Origin of the sequence: Paracoccus contaminans (assembly GCF_002105555.1) — a bacterium.
GTDB lineage: Bacteria > Pseudomonadota > Alphaproteobacteria > Rhodobacterales > Rhodobacteraceae > Paracoccus > Paracoccus contaminans.
Map to the genome: position 1 here is coordinate 1,731,958 of NZ_CP020612.1, position 19,830 is coordinate 1,751,787.

The 19,830-nt window shown below is 69.1% G+C and carries 21 protein-coding genes and 1 pseudogene; 6 read left to right on the plus strand and 16 right to left on the minus strand.

Features of this window, described 5'->3' with window-relative positions; translation table 11 throughout:
• The first annotated feature begins 18 nt into the window (after nucleotides 1-18).
• Nucleotides 19-642 carry a translation initiation factor IF-3 gene (gene infC / locus B0A89_RS08165; RefSeq protein ID WP_240558456.1) on the plus strand — a complete coding sequence of 208 codons (624 nt, stop codon included), beginning with the start codon at nucleotides 19-21 and terminating at the stop codon, nucleotides 640-642.
• A gap of 83 nt (nucleotides 643-725) precedes the next feature.
• Nucleotides 726-1,826, plus strand: coding sequence for an NAD(P)/FAD-dependent oxidoreductase (locus B0A89_RS08170; RefSeq protein WP_085377716.1), 1,101 nt, complete (start codon nucleotides 726-728; stop codon nucleotides 1,824-1,826).
• A 38-nt stretch (nucleotides 1,827-1,864) separates the two neighbouring features.
• Here B0A89_RS08170 and rlmN read toward each other — a convergent pair whose 3' ends face one another.
• Together rlmN and B0A89_RS08180 are read right to left on the minus strand one after the other, a co-directional pair.
• Entirely contained in the window at nucleotides 1,865-3,079 is a 1,215-nt protein-coding gene (gene rlmN / locus B0A89_RS08175; RefSeq protein WP_085377717.1) for a dual-specificity RNA methyltransferase RlmN, read from the minus strand.
• Nucleotides 3,080-3,165: 86 nt separating this feature from the next.
• Nucleotides 3,166-3,687, minus strand: coding sequence for an invasion associated locus B family protein (locus B0A89_RS08180; protein ID WP_085377718.1), 522 nt, complete (start codon nucleotides 3,685-3,687; stop codon nucleotides 3,166-3,168).
• Between the two features lie 149 nt (nucleotides 3,688-3,836).
• Here B0A89_RS08180 and B0A89_RS08185 point away from each other — a divergent pair, with 149 nt between their 5' ends.
• Entirely contained in the window at nucleotides 3,837-4,859 is a 1,023-nt protein-coding gene (locus B0A89_RS08185) for an asparaginase (protein WP_085377719.1), read from the plus strand.
• Between the two features lie 9 nt (nucleotides 4,860-4,868).
• Here B0A89_RS08185 and B0A89_RS08190 read toward each other — a convergent pair whose 3' ends face one another.
• From B0A89_RS08190 to meaB, 12 genes and pseudogenes are all read right to left on the minus strand, one after another.
• A complete protein-coding gene (locus B0A89_RS08190; protein ID WP_085377720.1) occupies nucleotides 4,869-5,618 on the minus strand; it encodes a TSUP family transporter in 750 nt (249 codons plus the stop codon).
• Nucleotides 5,619-5,625: 7 nt separating this feature from the next.
• Entirely contained in the window at nucleotides 5,626-5,946 is a 321-nt protein-coding gene (hspQ, locus tag B0A89_RS08195; RefSeq protein WP_085377721.1) for a heat shock protein HspQ, read from the minus strand.
• A gap of 159 nt (nucleotides 5,947-6,105) precedes the next feature.
• Nucleotides 6,106-7,401: an MFS transporter gene (locus B0A89_RS08200; protein WP_085377722.1), complete on the minus strand. Its 1,296-nt coding sequence runs from the start codon at nucleotides 7,399-7,401 to the stop codon at nucleotides 6,106-6,108.
• Between the two features lie 44 nt (nucleotides 7,402-7,445).
• Nucleotides 7,446-8,183, minus strand: coding sequence for a metallophosphoesterase (locus B0A89_RS08205; RefSeq protein ID WP_085377723.1), 738 nt, complete (start codon nucleotides 8,181-8,183; stop codon nucleotides 7,446-7,448).
• Between the two features lie 61 nt (nucleotides 8,184-8,244).
• Nucleotides 8,245-9,837, minus strand: a complete 1,593-nt coding sequence (gene serA, locus B0A89_RS08210; RefSeq protein WP_085377724.1) for a phosphoglycerate dehydrogenase — start codon at nucleotides 9,835-9,837, stop codon at nucleotides 8,245-8,247.
• Between the two features lie 98 nt (nucleotides 9,838-9,935).
• Nucleotides 9,936-11,084 (minus strand): phosphoserine transaminase, encoded by a 1,149-nt coding sequence (locus tag B0A89_RS08215; protein WP_085377725.1) that lies wholly within the window; start codon nucleotides 11,082-11,084, stop codon nucleotides 9,936-9,938.
• A 320-nt stretch (nucleotides 11,085-11,404) separates the two neighbouring features.
• On the minus strand, nucleotides 11,405-11,650 hold the full coding sequence (locus tag B0A89_RS08220) for a hypothetical protein (protein ID WP_085377726.1): 246 nt from the start codon (nucleotides 11,648-11,650) through the stop codon (nucleotides 11,405-11,407).
• On the minus strand, nucleotides 11,602-12,171 hold the full coding sequence (locus tag B0A89_RS08225) for a hypothetical protein (RefSeq protein ID WP_085377727.1): 570 nt from the start codon (nucleotides 12,169-12,171) through the stop codon (nucleotides 11,602-11,604). Before B0A89_RS08225 ends, B0A89_RS08220 begins: the two co-directional genes overlap by 49 nt.
• A gap of 99 nt (nucleotides 12,172-12,270) precedes the next feature.
• Nucleotides 12,271-13,562: pseudogene (gene serS / locus B0A89_RS08230) on the minus strand (serine--tRNA ligase).
• A gap of 75 nt (nucleotides 13,563-13,637) precedes the next feature.
• Nucleotides 13,638-14,009 carry a thioredoxin domain-containing protein gene (locus tag B0A89_RS08235; RefSeq protein ID WP_240558458.1) on the minus strand — a complete coding sequence of 124 codons (372 nt, stop codon included), beginning with the start codon at nucleotides 14,007-14,009 and terminating at the stop codon, nucleotides 13,638-13,640.
• Between the two features lie 73 nt (nucleotides 14,010-14,082).
• On the minus strand, nucleotides 14,083-15,168 hold the full coding sequence (locus B0A89_RS08240; protein WP_240558460.1) for a bifunctional transcriptional activator/DNA repair enzyme AdaA: 1,086 nt from the start codon (nucleotides 15,166-15,168) through the stop codon (nucleotides 14,083-14,085).
• Between the two features lie 241 nt (nucleotides 15,169-15,409).
• A complete protein-coding gene (gene meaB / locus B0A89_RS08245; protein WP_085377728.1) occupies nucleotides 15,410-16,411 on the minus strand; it encodes a methylmalonyl Co-A mutase-associated GTPase MeaB in 1,002 nt (333 codons plus the stop codon).
• 246 nt (nucleotides 16,412-16,657) lie between these two features.
• Here meaB and rpmB point away from each other — a divergent pair, with 246 nt between their 5' ends.
• From rpmB to B0A89_RS08260, 3 genes are all read left to right on the plus strand, one after another.
• Nucleotides 16,658-16,963, plus strand: coding sequence for a 50S ribosomal protein L28 (rpmB, locus tag B0A89_RS08250; protein ID WP_085377729.1), 306 nt, complete (start codon nucleotides 16,658-16,660; stop codon nucleotides 16,961-16,963).
• Between the two features lie 167 nt (nucleotides 16,964-17,130).
• On the plus strand, nucleotides 17,131-17,499 hold the full coding sequence (locus B0A89_RS08255; protein WP_085377730.1) for a hypothetical protein: 369 nt from the start codon (nucleotides 17,131-17,133) through the stop codon (nucleotides 17,497-17,499).
• A gap of 15 nt (nucleotides 17,500-17,514) precedes the next feature.
• Nucleotides 17,515-18,111 (plus strand): copper chaperone PCu(A)C, encoded by a 597-nt coding sequence (locus B0A89_RS08260; RefSeq protein WP_085377731.1) that lies wholly within the window; start codon nucleotides 17,515-17,517, stop codon nucleotides 18,109-18,111.
• Between the two features lie 47 nt (nucleotides 18,112-18,158).
• Here B0A89_RS08260 and mnmH read toward each other — a convergent pair whose 3' ends face one another.
• Complete coding sequence (mnmH, locus tag B0A89_RS08265) at nucleotides 18,159-19,226, minus strand: tRNA 2-selenouridine(34) synthase MnmH (protein WP_240558462.1); 1,068 nt, start codon at nucleotides 19,224-19,226, stop codon at nucleotides 18,159-18,161.
• Nucleotides 19,227-19,229: 3 nt separating this feature from the next.
• Nucleotides 19,230-19,802 (minus strand): L,D-transpeptidase, encoded by a 573-nt coding sequence (locus tag B0A89_RS08270; protein ID WP_085377732.1) that lies wholly within the window; start codon nucleotides 19,800-19,802, stop codon nucleotides 19,230-19,232.
• Nucleotides 19,803-19,830: the final 28 nt, after the last annotated feature.

Below are 19,830 nucleotides of genomic sequence, written 5' to 3' on the forward strand. Positions count from 1 at the left end.
AAAGCCGGCCGGCATGCCGTGCCCTGCCTGATCGCAGTTGAAACCGGCACGGCATTTTATTATCTCGGCTGCAAGGTTTCCAACCATCAAAGGACCACGCCCATAGCTCGCCGCCCGCACAACGCTCCGCCCACCCGCGATACCGGCCCCCGTACCAATGAACGCATCCGCGTTCCCGAAATCCGCCTGATCGGCGCTGATGGCGAGAATGTCGGGGTCGTGACACCTGCCCGCGGGATCGCCATGGCAGAAGAGGCCGGACTTGATCTGGTCGAGATTTCGCCCAACGCCGTGCCGCCGGTCTGCAAGATCATGGACTTGGGCAAGTTCAAGTACGAACAGCAGAAGCGTGAGGCAGAGGCCCGCAAGAAGCAGAAGACGATCGAGATCAAGGAGATCAAGTTCCGTCCCGGAACCGATACCCATGACTATGATGTCAAGATGCGTTCGGTGATGAAGTTCCTGGAGGAGGGCGACAAGGTAAAGATCACTCTCCGCTTCCGCGGGCGCGAGATGGCGCACCAGCAGCTTGGGGTCGAACTGCTCAACCGCGTTCGCGATGACGTCGGCGAGGCGGGCAAGGTCGAATCCATGCCCAAGCTGGAAGGCCGGCAGATGGTGATGATGATCGCGCCCCGCTGAGGGGGCGATCCTACGGCCAATGGCTTGCGGCCTGCCTGCGGGCAGGCCGTTTTCATGTCGGCGCGCAGTGCGGGAGAACTTGGATGGACCGGGTCGGCTGCATCGTGATCGGCGCGGGTGTCGTGGGCCTGGCCGCGGCCCGCGCGCTGGCCCTGCGCGGGGCCGAGGTGGTGATCGTCGAACGTGCCGCCGCGATCGGAACCGAGACGAGCGCGCGCAATTCCGAGGTGATCCATGCCGGGATCTATTATCCGGCGGGCAGTCTCAAGGCGCGGCTGTGCGTCGCGGGCCGCAGGATGCTGTATGATTATGCCGCCGCCCGCCAAGTTCCGCATCGCCGCTGCGGCAAGCTGGTCGTGGCGACCTCGGCCGCGCAGGTGGCGACGCTCGACGCCATCCGCGACGGGGCCGGGGCGAACGGCGTCGCCCTGCAACCGCTGAGCGCCGCGCAGGCGCAAGCGATGGAGCCGGCACTGGCCTGCCATGCCGCGCTGCTATCGCCCGAAACCGGAATCGTGGACAGTCATGCGCTGATGGCCTCGCTGCTGGCCGATGCCGAGGCCGCGGGCGCCATGCTGTCGCTGGGCACCAGCGTGGCGCGGATCGAGCGGGACGGCAGGGGCTTTGTCGTGCATACCCTGGCCGAGGGCGAGGCCTTTGCCCTGGGCGCGGACAGCGTGGTGAATGCGGCCGGGCTGTGGGCATCGGCGGTTGCGGCGAGCATTGAGGGGCTGGACCCCGCTCATGTTCCCCAGACCCTCTATGCGCGGGGCAGCTATTACGCCGCGCCGGGGCGGGCGGCGTTTTCACGCCTGATCTATCCGGTGCCCGAACCCGGCGGCCTTGGCGTTCATCTGACGCTGGATCTTGGCGGGGCGATGCGGTTCGGCCCCGATGTCGAATGGATCCAATCCATCGACTACCGCGTGAACCCCTCGCGCCGCGCCCATTTCGAAACCGAGATCCGCCGCTATTGGCCCGGCCTGCCCGCCGACGCGCTGGCCCCGACCTATTGCGGCATCCGCCCCAAGATCAGCGGCCCCGGCCAGCCCGCCGCCGATTTTCGCATCGACGGACCCGAGGCGCATGGCATCGAAGGTCTTGTCAATCTTTTCGGCATCGAAAGCCCGGGGCTGACCGCCTCGCTGGCGATTGCCGATCTGGTCGCGGGCAGGCTCGGCTGACCCTCGTTCCGGGCGGGATGTCCCGCGGGGGCCGCCCCTTACAGCCCCGCTTCGGCCGCGACATCGCGCGCCGACTTGCGGCCCCGCTCGGTCGCCGATTTCAGCTGCCCGCAGGCGGCCATGATGTCCTCGCCCCGCGGGGTGCGGATGGGCGAGGCATAGCCGGCCTTGTAGATGATGTCGGCAAAGGCCTCGATCCGGTCCCAGGACGAGCGCCGATAGGGCGCGCCCGGCCATTCGTTGAAGGGGATCAGGTTGATCTTGGCGGGGATGCCGCGGATCAGGCGGATCAGCCGGCGGGCGTCCTCGTCGCTGTCGTTCACGCCGTCCAGCATCACATATTCAAAGGTGATGCGCTCGCTGTTGGACAGGCGCGGATAGTCGCGCAGCGCGCCCAGCAGCTGGTCGATGTTCCAGCGTTTGTTGATCGGCACCAGCCGGTCGCGGACCGGATCGGTCGTGGCGTGGAAGGACACGGCAAGCTGGCAGCCGATCTCGGTAGCGGTGCGGGCGATCTCGGGCACCACGCCGGATGTGGACAGGGTGATGCGCCGGCGCGACAGGCTCAGCCCCTCGCCGTCCATCACCACCGCCATGGCGTCGCGCACATTGTCGAAATTGTAGAGCGGCTCGCCCATGCCCATCAGGACGAGGTTGCTGACCAGCCGGGTTTCATCGCGCGGCGCACCCGGCTGGGGCCATTCGCCCAGATCGTCGCGTGCCAGCATCAGCTGGCCCACGATCTCGCCGGCCGTCAGGTTGCGCACCAGCTTCTGCGTGCCGGTATGGCAGAAGGAACAGGTCAGCGTGCAGCCGACCTGGCTTGACACGCACAGCGTCCCGCGGCCTTCCTCGGGGATATAGACGGTTTCCACCTCATGCCCGCCGGCGATGCGCAGCAAATACTTGCGGGTGCCATCCTCGCTGATCTGGCGGGTGACAACCTCGGGGACCGCGATCTCGAACCGTTCGGTCAGAAAGGCGCGGTAATCCTTGGCCAGGTTCGTCATCTGCGCGAAATCGCGCACGCCCCAGTGATAAAGCCATTGCCAGATCTGCCCGACGCGCATCCGCGCCTGCCGTTCCGGCGTGCCTGCCTGGGTCAGGGCGGCGCGCAGCTGCTCGCGCGTCAGGCCGACAAGGTTGACCCGCCCCGCCTGCGGCAGGCTGCGCGGGATCGTCAGCACATCCTGCATGATCGGGGCGCTTGCCAGCGGAGCAGGGGCGGTGTCGGCGGGAAGGGGCGGGTTCATGAGAGGGTCCATCGTAAACGATGCGGGCCGCCCACAGATGGGGCGGCCCCGATGCTATGACAACCACCGCCCGCAGGCAGCAGCGATTACTTGCAGCTTTCGCGCGCCTTGTTGGTCATCGCGGTGATGCCCTTGAGCGAGAACGTGTCGCTGGTGCGCGTGCCGCGCGCCGAACGGCCGGCGATCACCGCCTCGGACCCGCCGCGCAGGGCCGCGATCAGCTTGGCATCCTCGTCCGGCGATCCGGTCCAGGCGTTCTCGCCCTCGGTGAACAGCTTGAACTTGCCGCTGCCGATGGTGACATCGACCGTCGAGTCGGGGGCAAAGGGATAGCCGCCTTGGAACGAGATCTCGCCATTCTGGCCGGGCCGATAGGCGACATACAGGCGGATGTCGCTGCGGGTGACATCCTTGGGGTTGCCCTCGGCATCGGTGTTCTTGCTGGATTTAGGGGGCGAGACGGCCCAGCATTCCTTGGGATCGCTGCCGGCAAAGGCGGTCCAGTCACCCTCGCTGCCCAGAACCTTGGGTTCGGCTGCCAATGCGGGCGAGGCCAGCGCCGCCAGCATTGCGGCAACGGCGCCAAGGTGAAGAATGGGTCTCGTCATGCTCGATGCCTTCTGCTTTCCCCCGGTTGGGGCCGGGTTGTCACGGGTCGGTGGTCTTGGGACCGGATATGGCCTAGTTAACCGGAAACCGCTGCGTGGCAAAACCCCCGCGACCGGAAAATCGCGCATTTGTCAAAGGAGTCGCCCCCATGCCCGCTGCCGAACTGATCGAGCTTTGGCGCGGCGACATGCTGGAAAGCGCCCATCGCGGCCATGCCGTCGTCTGGGATCGCGGCGGCATGGTGGAATCCTGGGGCGAGCCGGGCACGGTCATCTTTCCGCGTTCCTCATGCAAGATGATCCAAGCGCTGCCGCTGGTGGAAAGCGGCGCCGCCGATGCGGCGGGGCTGACGGACGAACATCTGGCGCTGGCCTGCGCATCGCATCAGGGCGCGCGCATCCATGTGCAGCGCGTCGCGGCCTGGCTGGACGGTCTGGGCATGGCCGAGGGGGATCTGCGCTGCGGCGCGCATATGCCGCCCGATCCTGCGGAAAGCCGGCTGCTGATCTGTTCGGATGAAAGCCCGTGCCAGCTGCACAACAACTGCTCGGGCAAGCATGCCGGCTTTCTGACCTGGACGCGCCATCACGGCGCCGGTCCCGAATACCACCAGCCGGACCATCCGCTCCAGCAATCCATCCGCGCCGCCTTCGAGGCGGTGACGGGCGAGCCGTCGCCGGGCTACGGCATCGACGGCTGCTCGGCCCCCAATTTCGCCACCTCGGTTGCGGGGCTGGCGCGTGCGATGGCGCGCTTTGCCGGCGCCGAGGATGGGGGCGGGCCCGTGAACGCGGACAGGGGCGGCCTGCGCCGCAGCGCGATGGCGCGCCTGACCCGCGCGATGGCGGCCCATCCCGCCCTGGTCGCGGGCGAGGGGCGCGCCTGCACCAACCTGATGCGGGCGATGGGCGGGCAGGTCGCCGTCAAGACCGGGGCCGAGGGCGTCTTTGTCGCCATCGCGCCTGCGCGGGGCATGGGCATCGCGCTCAAGATCGTGGACGGGGCGACGCGCGCATCCGAGGCGGCGATCACGGCGCTGCTGGTGCGCCACGGCCTGCTGGCCCCCGATCATCCGGTCGTGGGAGCCTGTCTGACCGATCCGCTGCGCAACTGCCGCGGGGTCGAGGTCGGCGCGCTGCGGCTGGCGGATGGTTTCAGTCCGGCGCGCTGAAGGGCGCGCTCAGATCATCTGCCACAGCAGCCGCAGGGCCAGCGCCGTCGAGGTCACGACCAGCAGCGGCTTGATCACGCGCGCGCCGATGCGCATGGCCAGGCGGCTGCCCAGCCAGGCGCCCAGCATCTGCCCCGCCCCCATCAGCAGGCCGGCGGCCCATAGCGGGTGCCCGGTCAGGGCAAAGGCGGTCAGCCCGCCGATGTTGGACGCAAAGTTCAGCAGCTTGGTATGCGCCGTCGCCTTGAGGATGCCGAACCCCGCCAGCGCGACAAAGGCCAGCATGTAGAACGCCCCCGCGCCCGGCCCGATCAGCCCGTCATAAAAGCCGATGGCCGGCACCACCGTCAGGGCGAACGCGGCCGGCGACAGCCTTGCCGCGCGGTCCAGATCGTTCAGCCCCGGCTTGAAGGCAAAGAACAAGGCGATCCCGATCAGCACGACCGGCAGCATGATCCGCAGCGCCTGGGCGGGCAGGGCCGTCACCAGCAGCGCCCCCGCCAGACCCGCGGCAAAGGCCAGGCCCGCGCTCCTTGTCTGCCGGCGCAGATCGACCAGGCCGGAGCGGGCATAGGCAAGGGCGGCGGTTGCCGCCCCCACGCTGCCCTGAACCTTGTTCGTCGCCAGCGCCTGATCGGGCGGCAGCCCCGCCATCAGCAGCACCGGAACGGTGATCAGCCCGCCGCCCCCTGCGATCGCATCCACGAATCCGGCCGCCGAGGCCGCCAGAACCAGCAACGCAAGGATCTGCGGGTCCATCCGCGGGTCAGTTCAGGCCGTGCTGCATCGGATAGCGGCCGTCCGCGAACTCTCCGAACAGGCTGTTCAGTTCGGGATGGGCCAGCGGTTCGCCCGAATGGTCGGGAACGAGGTTCTGTTCCGAGACATAGGCGACGTAATAGGTCGCCTCGGTTTCCGCATACAGGTGGTAATAGGGCTGGTCCTTGGACGGGCGGCAATCCTCGGGGATGGACTGATACCATTCTTCGGTGTTGGCGAACTGAGGGTCCACGTCGAACACGACCCCGCGGAACGGATGTTCGCGGTGACGCACGACCTGTCCGATGTTGTATTTCGCACTGCGCATGATCTTTGCCCTGATCGTTACAGGCGTGTAACGCCTCGTCCCGGAAAAGTCCACTGCAACCCGCCCGGCCGCGGCGCCCAAGGGCGCGGCAGATGCAGAAAATGCGGCCTGTTGCGATGCGGGCCATGGCCCGGCCGGGGTCCGGCCGGACCGGCCGGATCAGTCGTGCCGGAAGAAGCCGTGCCGGCGGTTGTCGCGCATGAACAGCACTGCGATCAGGCAGACGATGGCCATGACGGTCAGGTAGATCGAGAAATAGCTCTCATGCCCGGCCTGCTTGAAATACAGCGCCACATATTCGGCGCTGCCCCCGAACAGGGCGTTGCCGATCGCATAGACAAAGCCCGTGCCCAGCGCGCGCACCTCGGGCGGGAACATCTCGGCCTTCAGCACGCCCGAGATCGAGGTGTAGAGCGACATGATCATCATCACCCCGGTGATGCACAGCACCGCCATCGCCGGCGACTGGTTCGCGCCCAGAAAGCGATAGGCCGGGATCATCGCCACCGCCATCCCGACCGAGAACAGCAGCATCTGCGCCTTGCGCCCGATCCGGTCCGACAGCGCGCCGAACAGCGGCTGGGCGCACATGTAGATGAACAGGCACAGGGTCATGATGTTGGACGCCTGCGGCTTGGCCATTCCTGTCGTGTTGATGAGGTATTTCTGCATGTAGGTCGTGAAGGCATAGAAGGACAGCGAGCCGAAGCAGGTGATGCCCAGCACCACCAGCACCGCGCGCGGATGGCGCAGCACCCCGCGCAGCGTCCCCGCCTCCTTGCTCGTGCGGGCCGCGTCCGATTGCGTTTCCGTCAGCGAACGGCGCAGCCACAGCGAGACCAGCCCCATCAGCGCGCCCACGACAAAGGCCCAGCGCCATCCCCCGGCGGTGATTTCCTCGGTGGTCATGAACAGCTGCATGATCGTCGCCAGCAGCGAGGCAAGCAGCTGCCCCCCGATCAGCGTCACATACTGGAACGAGGAATAGAAGCCGCGCCGCCCGCGCTGGGAAACCTCGGTCATGTAGGTTGCGGTGGCGCCATATTCGCCGCCCACTGAAAAGGCCTGCAGGCAGCGCACCAGCAGCAGCAGGATCGGTGCCGCGGCGCCGATCCGTTCTGTTGTCGGCAGCAGTGCCATCAGCAGCGAGCCGGCCGACATCATCAGCACCGATGTCACCATCGAGGTCTTGCGCCCATAGCGGTCGGCGATGCGGCCGAACACATAGCCGCCCAGGGGCCGCATGAAGAACGACAGCAGGATCACCCCCGCCGAGGCGAGGAACGCCTGCGTCTGGTCGCCTGCAAAGAACTGCTTGGCGAAATAGACCGAAAAGAAGGCGTAAAGGTAGAAGTCGAACCACTCGACCAGATTGCCGCTGGACGCCACGAATATCTTGCGGATCGTTTCGCCCGTTGTCGGATTGTGATGCGCCGGATCGGCATGATGCGCCATCGGGGGTACCTCCCAGGAACGGATGGCGCTGTTCTGAACCCGGCTCAGGCTGTTGTCGAGTGCGCCAGGGCCGTGCGCCCGCCCTTCCCGATCAGCCAGGCGGCGCCGCCTTCCTCGAACAGGGCGACGGTCAGCGGCCCGCCCATGGCCGCGCCGGTGTCGATGGCCACCCGGTTGCCGAAATGCGTGGCCCGCCGCACGGGCGTGTGGCCATGGACCACCAGCACCCCGTGATCGCGGCGGTCCTGGTGAAAGGGCTTCCTGATCCACAGCAGGTCGTCCTGGGCCTGGGCCAGCAGGTCGATGCCCGGCCTGATCCCGGCATGCACGAACAGCGCCTGCGGGGTCAGGTGCCAGGCGGGCAGCCCGTCCAGCCAGCGGGCATGGCTGGCCGGGATGGCCTCCAGCGCCTCGGCATGGACAGCCGACAGCGGACGGGCCCGCGCCGCCGTCACGCCATAGGAGGCAAGCGTCGCCTCGGCCCCGCTGTCGCGGGCGATCCAGTTCCTCTGGTCGGCCGCGCAAGGGTCGATCCAGCCCGGATCGCGCAGGAAGTTGGGAAGCTGGCGGTCGTGATTGCCCTTGAGGACGATCCAGTTCCGCCCCTGCGCCTGCCCGTCCATCAGACAGGCGATCACCCCGCGGCTGTCGGGGCCGCGGTCGATCAGGTCGCCGACATGGACGATCCGTGCATCCTCGCCCCCGTCGGCACGGATGCGCTCATGCGCATCCTGCAGCAGCGCCAGATGCCCGTGGATATCGCCGATCGCATAGATCGCCATGCCGGTTTCCCTTGCCTCTCCCTCGGCCCACAGGATCGGCCGAGGGCGGGTTCCGCGCCCTTCAGACCTCGAAGGTCAGCGGGCGCACCTGTTCGAACTTGCCGGTCGCCAGCAGCGCCTGGCGCACATCCTCGCGCAGCGGCTCGTCCAGATAGGTGATGGCGATGGCATCGCCCCCGTTCGCCGCCCGGCCCAGCGTGAAGTTCGCCATGTTGACGCCCATGCCCCCCAGCGTGACGCCCAGCGTGCCGATCACACCCGGCACGTCCTTGTTGCGGGTGTACATCATGTGCGCCCCGATCTCGGCATCGACATTGATGCCGCGGATCTGGATGAAACGGGGCTTGCCATCGCTGAACACGGTGCCCGCGATTGACCGCTCGCGATCCCCCGTCACCATCGTCACCTTGACATAGCCGTCATAGACGCCGGCCTTGTCCTGCGTCGTGGTAGCGATCTGGATGCCGCGTTCCTTGGCCACGACCGGGGCCGAGACCATGTTGGCGTCGGGGTTCACCGACTTCATCACCCCGGCGATCACCGCGGCGTTCAGGGCGTTGATGTTCATCGTCGCCGCCACGCCATCGTAAAGAATGTTGATCGCCTTGATCGGCTCGTCGGTCATCTGCCCGATGAAGGCGCCCAGATGCCCGGCCAGCTTGATCCACGGACCCATGACGGCCGCCTCCTCGGCGGTGACGCTGGGCATGTTCAGCGCGTTCTGCACCGCGCCGGTCAGCAGATAGTCCGACATCTGCTCGGCCACCTGCAGGGCGACGTTCTCCTGCGCCTCGGTGGTCGAGGCGCCCAGATGCGGGGTCACGACGACGTTCGGCAGACCGAACAGCGGGCTTTCGGTCGCCGGCTCGGTCGCGAACACGTCCAGCGCGGCGCCGGCGACATGGCCCGACTTCAGCGCCTCGGCCAGCGCCGCCTCGTCGATCAGCCCGCCGCGGGCGGCGTTGATGATGCGCACGCCCTTTTTCGTCCTGGCCAGGTTCTCGGCCGACAGGATGCCCCGCGTCTTGTCGGTCAGCGGAACATGCAGGGTGATGAAATCGGCCTTGGCCAGCAGCTCGTCCAGCTCGACCTTGGTCGCGCCCATCTCCTTGGCGCGCTCGTCCGACAGAAAGGGGTCATAGGCCAGCACCTTCATGTGCAGCCCGCGGGCGCGGTCGATGACGATGCCGCCGATATTGCCCGCGCCGATCACGCCCAGTGTCTTGTTGAACAGCTCGACACCCATGAAGCGGTTCTTTTCCCACTTGCCGGCATGGGTGGACACCGATGCCTCGGGCAGCTGGCGGGCCACCGCGAACATCAGCGCGATGGCGTGTTCGGCGGTGGTGACGCTGTTGCCGAAAGGCGTGTTCATCACGATCACGCCCTTTTTCGAGGCCGCGGGGATGTCCACGTTGTCAACGCCGATCCCGGCCCGGCCAATCACCTTCAGCCGCCCGGCCCTTTCCAGCAGCTTTTCCGTGACCTTGGTGGCCGAGCGGATCGCCAGCCCGTCATAATTGCCGATGATCTCGGCCAGCCTGTCCTTGTCCTTGCCCAGATCGGGCATGTAGTCCACCTCGACCCCGCGATCGCGGAAGATCTGGACGGCGGTTTCGCTCAGCGCGTCGGAAACCAGAACCTTGGGTGCCATGTCGATTATCTCCTGAAAAGGCGGGCCGCAGCCTCACGCCCATCTTCGGTCCGAAAATATCCTGGGGGTGCGGGGGCAAGGCCCCCGCTTGGGGCAGATCAAGCCTGCGCGGCCAGTTCCGCCCGATAGGCCCACTCGACCCACGGCAGCAGCGCCGCGACATCGGCCTGTTCGACGGTCGAGCCGCACCAGATCCGCAGACCCGCCGGCGCATCGCGATAGGCGCCAAGGTCCAGCCCCACGCCCTCTTTCTCGAGCCGCTTGGCGACCGCCTTGGCGAAGGCCTCGCCGTCCTTGATCGCCGGATCGGTGAAGCGCAGGCAGACCGAGGTGGTGGACGCCGTCGCCGCGTCCTCGGCAAGGTTGGCGATCCAGTCGCGCGCCGCGCAGAAATCCCAGACGGTGCGCGCGTTGGCCTCGGCCCGGGCGATCAGGCCCTTCAGCCCGCCGACGGATTTGGCCCAGTTCAGCGCGACGATGTAATCCTCGACGCACAGCATCGAGGGGGTGTTGATCGTCTCGCCCTTGAAGATGCCCTCGATCAGCTTGCCGCCCTTGGTCATGCGAAAGATCTTGGGCAGCGGCCAGGCGGGGGTATAGGTTTCCAGCCGCTCGACCGCACGGGGCGACAGGATCAGCACGCCATGCGCGCCCTCGCCGCCCAGCACCTTCTGCCAGCTGAAGGTGACGACATCCAGCTTGTCCCACGGCAGGTCCATCGCGAACGCCGCGCTGGTCGCGTCGCAGATGATCAGCCCGGCGCGGTCCGCCGGGATCGCATCGCCGTTCGGCACCCGCACGCCCGAGGTGGTGCCATTCCAGGTGAACACCACGTCCTTGTCAAAATCGACAGTGGCAAAGTCGACGATGCGGCCGTAGTCGGCCTTCTTCACGGTCGCATCCAGCTTGAGTTGTTTCACGGCGTCCGTGACCCAGCCTTCGCCAAAGCTTTCCCAGGCCAGCATCTCGACCGGGCGGGCACCCAGCAGCGACCACATCGCCATTTCCACCGCGCCAGTGTCAGAACCGGGCACGATGCCGATGCGGTAGTCGGCAGGAACGCCCAGCACCTCGCGGGTCAGCTCGATCGCCTGCGCCAGCTTGGACTTGCCCACCGCGGCGCGGTGCGAGCGGCCCAGCGGCGCATCGTTCAGCATGTCAAGGGTAAAGCCGGGGATCTTGGCGCAGGGGCCAGACGAAAAACGCGGATTGGCCGGCCGCGCAGCCGGGGTCGTGACGTCGGTCATGGTTAGCCTTCCAGCTAAAAAGCCCCTCGTTGGGGAGGGGTGTCCCATCGCAAAGCCTATGCGAGGCCTGCCGACACTGCAATAGGCCGCGATAACGCTCCTGCCGGTTCCTCTGAGATGGCCCGAAGCGTGGCAGGGCCATGCGCGACGCCCTGGCGCGAATCTGAAGCGGATATCCGGCGCACTGTCTCGCCGGTGGGTCATACGGCAATGCCCCCATGCGCTGACCAAGGCAAGCCGCACGAAGGCGCATGGCAGGGGTGCCGGCCCCGCCTGGCCCGCGAACAGACCGGCGCCGCGCCGCCTGCCCGGTCATCCCCTCAGGTGGTGACGCGCACCAGCACGACGGCCAGGGCGGAAATGCCAAGCACGCAGGCCGTAGCAATGGTGATGCTGGTTCCCGCAGTCGTCGCGGCAAAGCCGATCATCGCCCAGATGATCGCAAGCGAAAATGTGATCGCCCCGTTCATGCGCAGCTGCCCCCAGGCGCCCAGCAAGGCCGTCACCAGCAGGCCGATCAGCACGGCCCGCTCCAGCCCGACGCCCAGCCGGAAATGCACATACATGCCCAGGGCCGAGGTGGCTGCGACCAGCAGCCAGCCCGCGATGAATGCGACGGGCAGATCGCCCCCCCGTCGCGCCGCGTTCCCCCCGCCTGCGGCATCACGCCCTGGGTCAGCAGCCCGGCAGACAGCGCGGCCAGAACCAGCCCCGGCAACGGCATCGGGTTCAACAGCCAGGGCCATATCGCGGCAAGCATCATGGCGATGGTTTCGGCCCATTCCCGGCCGGGCGGCACCGGCTGGCGGATGCGGCTCAGCATATGGGCGCCGACCGCCACGATCACGGCCACCAGCAGCGCCCACAGGACCGGATTGGACGGCTGCGACACGACGCCCAGCAGGTTGAGGCCCGCCTTGCCCAGCGGATCGTCGGGCAGGGCAAAGGACAGCCCGCCATTGTCGAACACGCGCCCGGTATGCAGCTCGGGCCGGATGGTGGTGGTGCGCAATGCAGTCAGCACCGCCGAGATCGCAAAGGATCCGGCGGCAAAGCTGTCGGCGATGGTTCGGCCTTGCAGGGTCATGGCCCCTCAACGACTCGGCGCGCCTGCCGGGTCCGTCCGGATCTGCATAAATCCGGCGGCCCGCCGCTGCGGCCCGCCGGCCATGCGCCGGCGCCCCGCTCAGGCAAGCCTGCCATCCGCCGACAGGGAAGTCGCCCCCCCAGATAGGGATGGAGCACCGCAGGTAGCGCGACCGAGCCGTCCGCCTGCTGGCCGTTTTCCAGCACCGCGATCAGCGTCCGCCCCACGGCAAGCCCCGATCCGTTCAGCGTATGGACGAATTCGGGCCGCCCGCCCCCCTCGGGGCGGTAACGGGCGTTCATGCGCCGGCCCTGGAAATCGCCGCAATAGCTGACCGAGGAAATCTCGCGATAGCGGCCCTGGCCGGGCAGCCACACCTCGATGTCATGGGTGATGCGCGCGCCAAAGCCCATGTCGCCCGTGCACAGGACGATCGTGCGATAGGGCAGCTCCAGCGCCTCCAGCACGGCCTCGGCGCATTTCGTCATCCGTTCATGTTCGGCCAGCCCGCTATCGGCATCGGTGATGGAAACCATTTCCACCTTTTCGAACTGATGCTGGCGCAGCATGCCGGCGGTGTCGCGCCCGGCGCTGCCCGCCTCGGACCGGAAGCACTGGGAAAGGGCGACCATCCGGCGCGGCAGGCTGGCCTGATCGACCAGATCGCCATGCACCGTGTTGGTCAGCGTCACCTCGGCGGTGGGGATCAGCCACCAACCCTCGCGCGTCTGATAGCTGTCCTCGCCGAATTTGGGCAGCTGGCCGGTGCCCTCCATCATCTCGGGCAGGACCAGGACCGGGGTCCAGGTTTCCGTCAGCCCGTGGCGGTCGGCATGCAGGTCCAGCATGAACTGCGCCAGCGCGCGGTGGATGCGCGCGACCGCCCCGCTCAGCAGCACGAAGCGGGCCCCCGACAGCTTGGCGGCCGTGGCAAAGTCCAGCCCCGCCCGGGCGCCGGCGATCTCGAAATGTTCGGCGGGGGCGAAATCGAGCGGCCGCGGCTCGCCCCAGCGGCGGATCTCGACATTGTCGTTCTCGTCCCTGCCATCGGGAACCTGCGGCAGAGGCAGGTTGGGAATGCCCATCAGCAGATCGCGCAGCCGTTCGTCCAGCGTGGCCGCCTCGGCCTGCATCGCGGCGATCTCGGCCTTCTTGTCGGCGACAAGGGCGCGCAGCTGGTCGAAGGCGGCATCATCGCCCCGCGCCCTGGCGGCGCCGACCTCCTTGCTGGCCCGGTTCTGATCGGCCTGCGCCGTCTCGGCGGCGGCGATACGGGCGCGGCGCTCGGCGTCAAGCGCAAGGATTTCCGAGGACATCGGCGCCAGCCCCCGGCGCGCAAGCGCGGCGTCAAAGCCGGCCGGATCGTCGCGGATAAGGCGGATATCGTGCATGGAATGTCCTTTCGGCGCAGGCGCGCAATGCACATGCCCCTTACCCCAGCCCGCGCAGCCCTGCCAAGGGCGCACTCAGCCGCGGGGCAGCAGGGAATCGATCTCGGGCCAGAAGCGGGCGGGGCCGGCATATCCCTCGATGCGCGCGATCTCGATCCCGCCCCTCAGCAGAAGGAAGGTTGGCGTGACGCGCGGGGCGCGGGCCAGCGCCAGCCCGTCCGGCCAAGGGCCGTCCAGCGACACGAATGACAGCGGCAGGCGGCGGCCCGCGGCCTGAGCGGCATAGGAGGGCAGGATCTCGCGCCGCCAGGCCGCGCACCAGGGGCAGCCCGGCCGCTCCACCATCATCAGCGCCAGCCCGCGGCGGGGCGCGGCCGGCGCAGCCTCGGCCAGCGGCGCGGGCAGGGCGGCCGCGGCAAGGATCAGCAGGGCGTGGCGTCGGTTCATCGCGCACCTTGGAGAGAAATCGCGCCCAAGGCTAGGGCAGGGCCGCCCCGCAGGCAAGCCGGGCCGGCCCCGGTCAGCCGGCCCGGCGGGCAAGTTCGCATTCGATCCCGATCAGCGCCTGCTTGCGCCACAGCCCGCCGGCATAGCCCGTCAGCGTGCCGTCAGCGCCGATGACACGGTGGCAGGGGATCACGATGGCGATCCGGTTCGCGCCGTTCGCCCGTGCCACGGCCCGCGCCGCAGCCGGCCGCCCGATCCGCGCAGCCAGTTCGCCATAGCTGATCGTCGCGCCAGGGGGGATGCGCTGCAGCTCGGCCCAGACCGTGCGCAGGAAGGGCGTGCCGTGCAGCGTCAGCGGCAGGTCGAAGCCGCCCGGCTGCGCGGCGAAATAGCGGCCGAGCTGGGCCTCGGCCGCGTCGGTGACGGCGGTGCGGCCCAGCCCGATCCGGCCCCGGACGGCCGCCGACAGGCGGCGCAGCCCCAGCCCCAGCGCCTTGCGGTCGGTGAACTCGAGCAGATGCAGGCTATCGGCGTCTGCGATGACGATCATTCCGCCCAGCGGCGTATCGATCCAGTCCGCCAGCAGCAGCGGCTGGCCGCGCGTCATGGCGGCGGGCGCATGGCCGAACAGCCGCGCAAAGGCGTCGCGGAACCCGCTTGCGCTGTCAAAGCCCGCGTCCAGCTGCGCCGCGATGACCGCACCGCCTGCGGCAAGGCCGCGCATCCCTTCGCGCAGGCGGGCCTGGCGCGCCAGATCAAGGAACGTCATCCCGAAATGGCGGCGGAAGGCGCGCCGGATCGTCGAGGGGTCCAGCCCCAGCGCCCCGACATCCGCCTCGGTCCAGCGGCGGGCCGGCTCCTCGTCCAGCAGGGACAGAAGCCGCTGGACGGCGGGGTTGCCGGCGACCTCCGGCCCCACAGGGTGGCAGCGGCGGCAGGGGCGGAACCCCGCGCCGATGGCAGCCGCCGGGCTGTCGAACCAGCGGCAGTGTTCCGGCCGCGGCTTGCGCGCGGGGCAGGTCAGCCGGCAGAAGATGCCGGTGGTGGTGACGCCGACCCAGGCGCGGCCCTCATAGGCCGCATCACGGCGAAGCAGGGCCGCGTGCAGCGTCGCGGCATCGGGCAGGGTGAACAGCGGGAGGGCGGGCATCGGGTCCATGGGGCGATCCTAGCAGACCGGCCAGCCCATGCAGCCGCTGGCCGGGCGTTTATTTCGTGCCCGCCCCACCGCCGAGGCGGCGCCACCTGGGGACCGGCCTGCTGCTTCGCGGTCGGCTGCTGTCGCCCCCGCGCCCTTGCGCCGGGCTGGCCGGCGGGGCCGCCTGCGCCGCCTGCCCGGGCAGCAGGACGCGCGACGGACGGCGCAAGGCCGGCCGTCGCCGCAAGCTGCCCTGGGCCCGTCACTCCAGCGCGGCCAGCAGTTCGGCAGCCGCAGCCACGGGATCGGCCCGGCCCTCTTCCACCTGCGATCCCAGCCGCGCCAGCATCCCTGCGGCAGGGTCGCGTTCCAGCCGGGCAAGCAGCCCTGCGCGCACCTCGGCCAGGAACCACTCGCGCGCCTGGCCGGCGCGGCGGCTGTCCACAAGGCCGCGGGCCTGCCGCCAGCCGTGCAGGGCCTGCATCTCGGCCCATACCGCTTCCAGCCCCCCGCCCTCGATCGCCGAGACGGGCATCGCCTTGGGAAATCCGGGCGGGTCCTGCGGGCGCTTGCGCAGCAGCCTCAGCGCACCGGCATAGTCCGCCACCGTGCGCAGCGCCGCAGGACGCAGTTCCCCGTCGGCCTTGTTGACAAGGATCAGGTCGGCCATTTCCATGATGCCGCGCTTGACGCCCTGCAGTTCATCCCCGCCGGCCGGGGCCAGCAGCAGCACGAAGAGGTCGGACATCTCGGCGACCAGCGTCTCGGACTGGCCGACGCCGACCGTCTCGATCAGGATCACGTCAAATCCGGCCGCCTCGGCCAGGCGCACCGTCTCGCGCGTGCGGCGGGCGACGCCGCCCAGTTCGGCCCGGCTGGGCGAGGGGCGGATATAGGCGCGCGGTTCGCGGGCCAGCCGCTCCATCCGGGTCTTGTCGCCCAGGATCGAGCCGCCCGAGCGGGCCGAGCTGGGATCAACCGCCAGCACCGCCAGGCGCAGCCCCAGCCCCGTCAGCATCAGGCCGAATGTTTCGATGAAGGTGGACTTGCCCACCCCCGGCGTGCCCGACAGCCCGATCCGCAGCGCCTGCCGCGCCGGCAGGGCGGCCAGCATCGCCGCCGCCTGGGCGCGGTGGTCGGGTCGCGTGCTTTCGACCAGGGTGATCGCGCGGGCCAGCGCCCTGCGATCCCCTGCGGCCACGCCTTCGGCCAGCGCGGGGGGCGCGGAGGGGCAGGCAGGTCGGTGATCGGGGCGGTTGGGCATGGCAGGCCTCGGGCAGGGCATCGGGGCGAAACGGGCGGCATGGCGGAGCGCGCAGGTTCCGTGGTATTGGCGCGGGGCGCGCTTGCCAAGGGCGGCGCGTCCGCCCCTGGGCGATTCGGCCTTGACGAGCGGCGCGATGGTGCACTATCCAGACGCAACGGATTTCCGGGCGCTGCGTCGCGGCGCCCTTTCATTTTCCGGCCCTGGCCGCAGCAGGGCCGGCCGCTGCAACGAAGGAACACGATCATGTCGCGCGTCTGCGAACTGACCGGCAAGGGGCCGATGACGGGCAACAACGTCAGCCACGCCAACAACAAGACCCGCCGCCGCTTTCTGCCCAATCTCAACGATGTCACGCTGATCTCGGACCGGCTGGGCCAGTCTTATTCGCTGCGCATCTCGGCGGCCGCGCTGCGTTCGGTTGATCATCGCGGCGGGCTGGATGCCTTCCTGGCCAAAGCCAAGGATGCCGAGCTGTCCCCTCGCGCGCTCAAGATCAAGCGCGATCTTGCCAAGGCGGATGCCGCCGCGCCGGCGCTGGCCAGCGCCTGAACACCGCGCCTGCTTGGCTGATCGGCTGACGCAAGGGGCCGGTTCTTTCTGCAGGGCCGCCTGAACGACCTTTCCATGCGGCCCCGCCCCTGTATCCGGGCGCGGGGCTTTTCGTCGTTCCGCCGGGCGTCTTGGCGGCCGGTCCGCCGGACGCTAAGGTGCGGGCGATGGCCATGATCACCCGTCTTGCCCTGGTCTGCCTTGTGCTTGCCACCAGCCTTGCGCTGGGCCGGGCGCGGGGGCATCTGCCCGACGCGGCGGCAGCGACCGTGCTGTGTTCGGGCGGGGCGGTGATCCTCGGCGGCAGCGCCGATCCGGGTGGCAAGGCGGCGCAGCTTTGCCCCGACATGGCGCTGGCTTTCCTGGCGGGTCTTGATCATCCGCCGCCCTCGGCCCCGGCCCTGCTGGGCCGGTTCGAACGGCTTTCCGCTGATCTGCGGGTAACGCCGGGGGCGCGTCGGATCACTGCAGCGCAGGCGAGGGGGCCGCCGCCCCGGGCCCGCAGCCGCAGCCGCAGATCATACCCCCATGCCTGAACGAGAGATCATCCCATGTCCAAGCCCATCCTGACCGCCATCCTGGCCGGCCTTCTGCCGCTGGCGGCATCGGCGCAGACCGCGCCCGCCGCCCCGCCCGCCGCCGCCGCCGCTGCTGCCGCCCCTGCTGCCGCCGAGGCACCCGCCGCACAGTCCCCCCTTTCGGCAAGCGGCGCCTATGCCCGGTCCAACAACCCCGAGGCTGGCGCCGCCTTCATGACCATCACCAATGCCGGCCCCGCCGATTGCACCCTGTCACGGATCGGCGCCGACGGGTTCGACCGGCCCGCGCTGCATACCAGCCGCGAGGAGGACGGGGTGATGAAGATGGTGCCGCTCGATGGGCTGACCATCCCGGCCGGCGGCTCGCATGAGCTCAAGCGCGGCGGCGATCACATCATGCTGATGGGCGCGCGCGCGCCGGTCATGCAGGGGCAGGCCGTCGATCTGCGGCTCGATTTCGGCGACTGCGGCACCCTGCCGGTGGCCGTGACGATCGACAACAGCGCCGGGCCGGCGGCCGGCGCGGGGCTGATGGACAATCCCGCAGCCCATGATCACGGCGCCATGACCCATGACGGCGCGGCCCATCGGCACGGCGCCACGAACTGAGCCGATGCGGGCCTGAGCGGCCCGCACCCGCCGCCCTCGGAAAAGGCTCAGGGAAAAATCCGCGCGATCGCAGCCTCGACCGCTGCGCTTGCGCCCTCCAGCCCGGCTTCGGACAGGTCGGGTACGGAAACGACCGCGCGTTCCAGCGCCGCGTGGCGCAGCCGCTGCCGGCCATAGCGCGGGTCGTAATGCTGCGCCATCAGTTCGGCTGCCAGCCTCGGCCAGTCGGCCTCGCGCGTCATCGCGCCCCAGCGGGCGATCCGCTCGGCCGGATGCAGGCCGGCCAGGCGGGCGACCGTCGCCTCCATCCGTCCGGGCTGGGCGATTGCCTCGGCATAGGCGGCGGCCGTATAGGCGGCGCGCGCCTCCAGCGGAACCTCGATCCGCAGGCGGGGGGCGGTAATCAGCGCTTTCCAGACGGCGCGCGGCACGGTCAGATCGCCGATGCGCGAGCTTTCCGCCTCGATCACCACGGGTCTTTGCGGGTCCAGCGCGGCCAGCCGCATGGCGAGGCGGCTTTCGAACAGCTTCTGCGGCGGCTGGCCGCCCGGCATCGCGCCGAACAGGCTGCCCCGATGGTTGGCCAGCCCTTCAAGGTCGATGACCTGCACCCCCCGGCGGCCAAGACGGTGGAGGATCTCCGTCTTGGCCGAGCCGGTGTTGCCGTCCAGCACCAGCAGCGGCGCAGGCGGGCCGATCTGGTCCACCTGCTGCACCACCAGGGCGCGCCATGCCTTCCACCCGCCATCCAGCCGCGCCACGCGCCAGCCGATCTGGTCAAGGATGGTGGCGAAGGAGCCCGAACGCTGCCCGCCGCGCCAGCAATAGACCATCGGCCGCCAGCCCCCGTTCCGGTCCGACAGCGGGCCGGCGACATGGGAGGCGATGTTCGCCGCCGCCAGCGCGCCGCCGATCTTGCGCGCCTGAAAGGGTGCGACCTGCCGGTAGATGGTGCCGACCTCGGCCCGCTGGGCATCGTCCAGCACCGGCAGGTTGATCGCGCCGGGCAGGTGGTCGTCGGCGAATTCGGCCGGCGAGCGGGCGTCGATGATGTCATCGAACCCCGCCCGCGCCAGATCACCCAGCGCGGCGGGGCTGAAGGTCGTCAGCGGCACGGATCAATAGACGTAGACCGGCGTTCCCACGGGAACCTGGTCGAACAGCGACATCACCGCCTCGTTGCGCATGCGGATGCAGCCGTTCGAGACGGCGCGCCCGATCGACCCCGGATCGGTGGTGCCGTGAATGCGGATCGCCGTGTCGTTGCCATTGGCGGTGTAAAGATACAGCGCCCGCGCGCCCAGCGGGTTGGTGGGGCCGCCGGGCATGCCGTCCTCGTATTTCTTGTATTGTTCGGGCTTGCGCTTGATCATGTCGGGCGTCGGCTTCCACGACGGCCATTCGACCTTGCGGCCGATCAGCGCGCGCCCCTTCCACACCAGCTCGTCCTTGCCGACGGCCACGCCATAGCGGACAGCCCGGCCGGGGGCCGTGACGTGATACAGATAATAGTCGTCCGACACCACGACGATCGAGCCGACCTCGAACCCGTCGCGGATCGGCACCTCGGTCGGGGCGGGGTCATAACCCTCGCCCTTCTTGGGGGGCGCCTTAGGCGCGCTCTTGGCCAGCAGGGCACTGGGCGCGGCCAGCAGCGGCAGGGTCAGCATCAGCATCCGGCGGCGGTTCATGGCCTGGTCCCTCGTATCGGTTTGCGGA

What these genes read in the sequence shown, in the direction of transcription:
- B0A89_RS08260 (WP_085377731.1), top strand. Translation starts at nt 17,515, where the DNA reads ATGTCCAAGCCCATCCTGACCGCCATCCTGGCCGGCCTTCTGCCGCTG.
- hspQ (WP_085377721.1), bottom strand. Translation starts at nt 5,946, where the DNA reads ATGCGCAGTGCGAAATACAACATCGGACAGGTCGTGCGTCACCGCGAA.
- B0A89_RS08185 (WP_085377719.1), top strand. Translation starts at nt 3,837, where the DNA reads ATGCCCGCTGCCGAACTGATCGAGCTTTGGCGCGGCGACATGCTGGAA.
- B0A89_RS08170 (WP_085377716.1), top strand. Translation starts at nt 726, where the DNA reads ATGGACCGGGTCGGCTGCATCGTGATCGGCGCGGGTGTCGTGGGCCTG.
- B0A89_RS08215 (WP_085377725.1), bottom strand. Translation starts at nt 11,084, where the DNA reads ATGACCGACGTCACGACCCCGGCTGCGCGGCCGGCCAATCCGCGTTTT.
- B0A89_RS08240 (WP_240558460.1), bottom strand. Translation starts at nt 15,168, where the DNA reads ATGGACCCGATGCCCGCCCTCCCGCTGTTCACCCTGCCCGATGCCGCG.
- B0A89_RS08225 (WP_085377727.1), bottom strand. Translation starts at nt 12,171, where the DNA reads ATGACCCTGCAAGGCCGAACCATCGCCGACAGCTTTGCCGCCGGATCC.
- meaB (WP_085377728.1), bottom strand. Translation starts at nt 16,411, where the DNA reads ATGCCCAACCGCCCCGATCACCGACCTGCCTGCCCCTCCGCGCCCCCC.
- B0A89_RS08205 (WP_085377723.1), bottom strand. Translation starts at nt 8,183, where the DNA reads ATGGCGATCTATGCGATCGGCGATATCCACGGGCATCTGGCGCTGCTG.
- B0A89_RS08235 (WP_240558458.1), bottom strand. Translation starts at nt 14,009, where the DNA reads ATGAACCGACGCCACGCCCTGCTGATCCTTGCCGCGGCCGCCCTGCCC.
- B0A89_RS08220 (WP_085377726.1), bottom strand. Translation starts at nt 11,650, where the DNA reads ATGTATGTGCATTTCCGGCTGGGCGTCGGGCTGGAGCGGGCCGTGCTG.
- serA (WP_085377724.1), bottom strand. Translation starts at nt 9,837, where the DNA reads ATGGCACCCAAGGTTCTGGTTTCCGACGCGCTGAGCGAAACCGCCGTC.
- B0A89_RS08270 (WP_085377732.1), bottom strand. Translation starts at nt 19,802, where the DNA reads ATGAACCGCCGCCGGATGCTGATGCTGACCCTGCCGCTGCTGGCCGCG.
- rpmB (WP_085377729.1), top strand. Translation starts at nt 16,658, where the DNA reads ATGTCGCGCGTCTGCGAACTGACCGGCAAGGGGCCGATGACGGGCAAC.
- B0A89_RS08255 (WP_085377730.1), top strand. Translation starts at nt 17,131, where the DNA reads ATGGCCATGATCACCCGTCTTGCCCTGGTCTGCCTTGTGCTTGCCACC.
- B0A89_RS08180 (WP_085377718.1), bottom strand. Translation starts at nt 3,687, where the DNA reads ATGACGAGACCCATTCTTCACCTTGGCGCCGTTGCCGCAATGCTGGCG.
- B0A89_RS08200 (WP_085377722.1), bottom strand. Translation starts at nt 7,401, where the DNA reads ATGGCGCATCATGCCGATCCGGCGCATCACAATCCGACAACGGGCGAA.
- rlmN (WP_085377717.1), bottom strand. Translation starts at nt 3,079, where the DNA reads ATGAACCCGCCCCTTCCCGCCGACACCGCCCCTGCTCCGCTGGCAAGC.
- B0A89_RS08190 (WP_085377720.1), bottom strand. Translation starts at nt 5,618, where the DNA reads ATGGACCCGCAGATCCTTGCGTTGCTGGTTCTGGCGGCCTCGGCGGCC.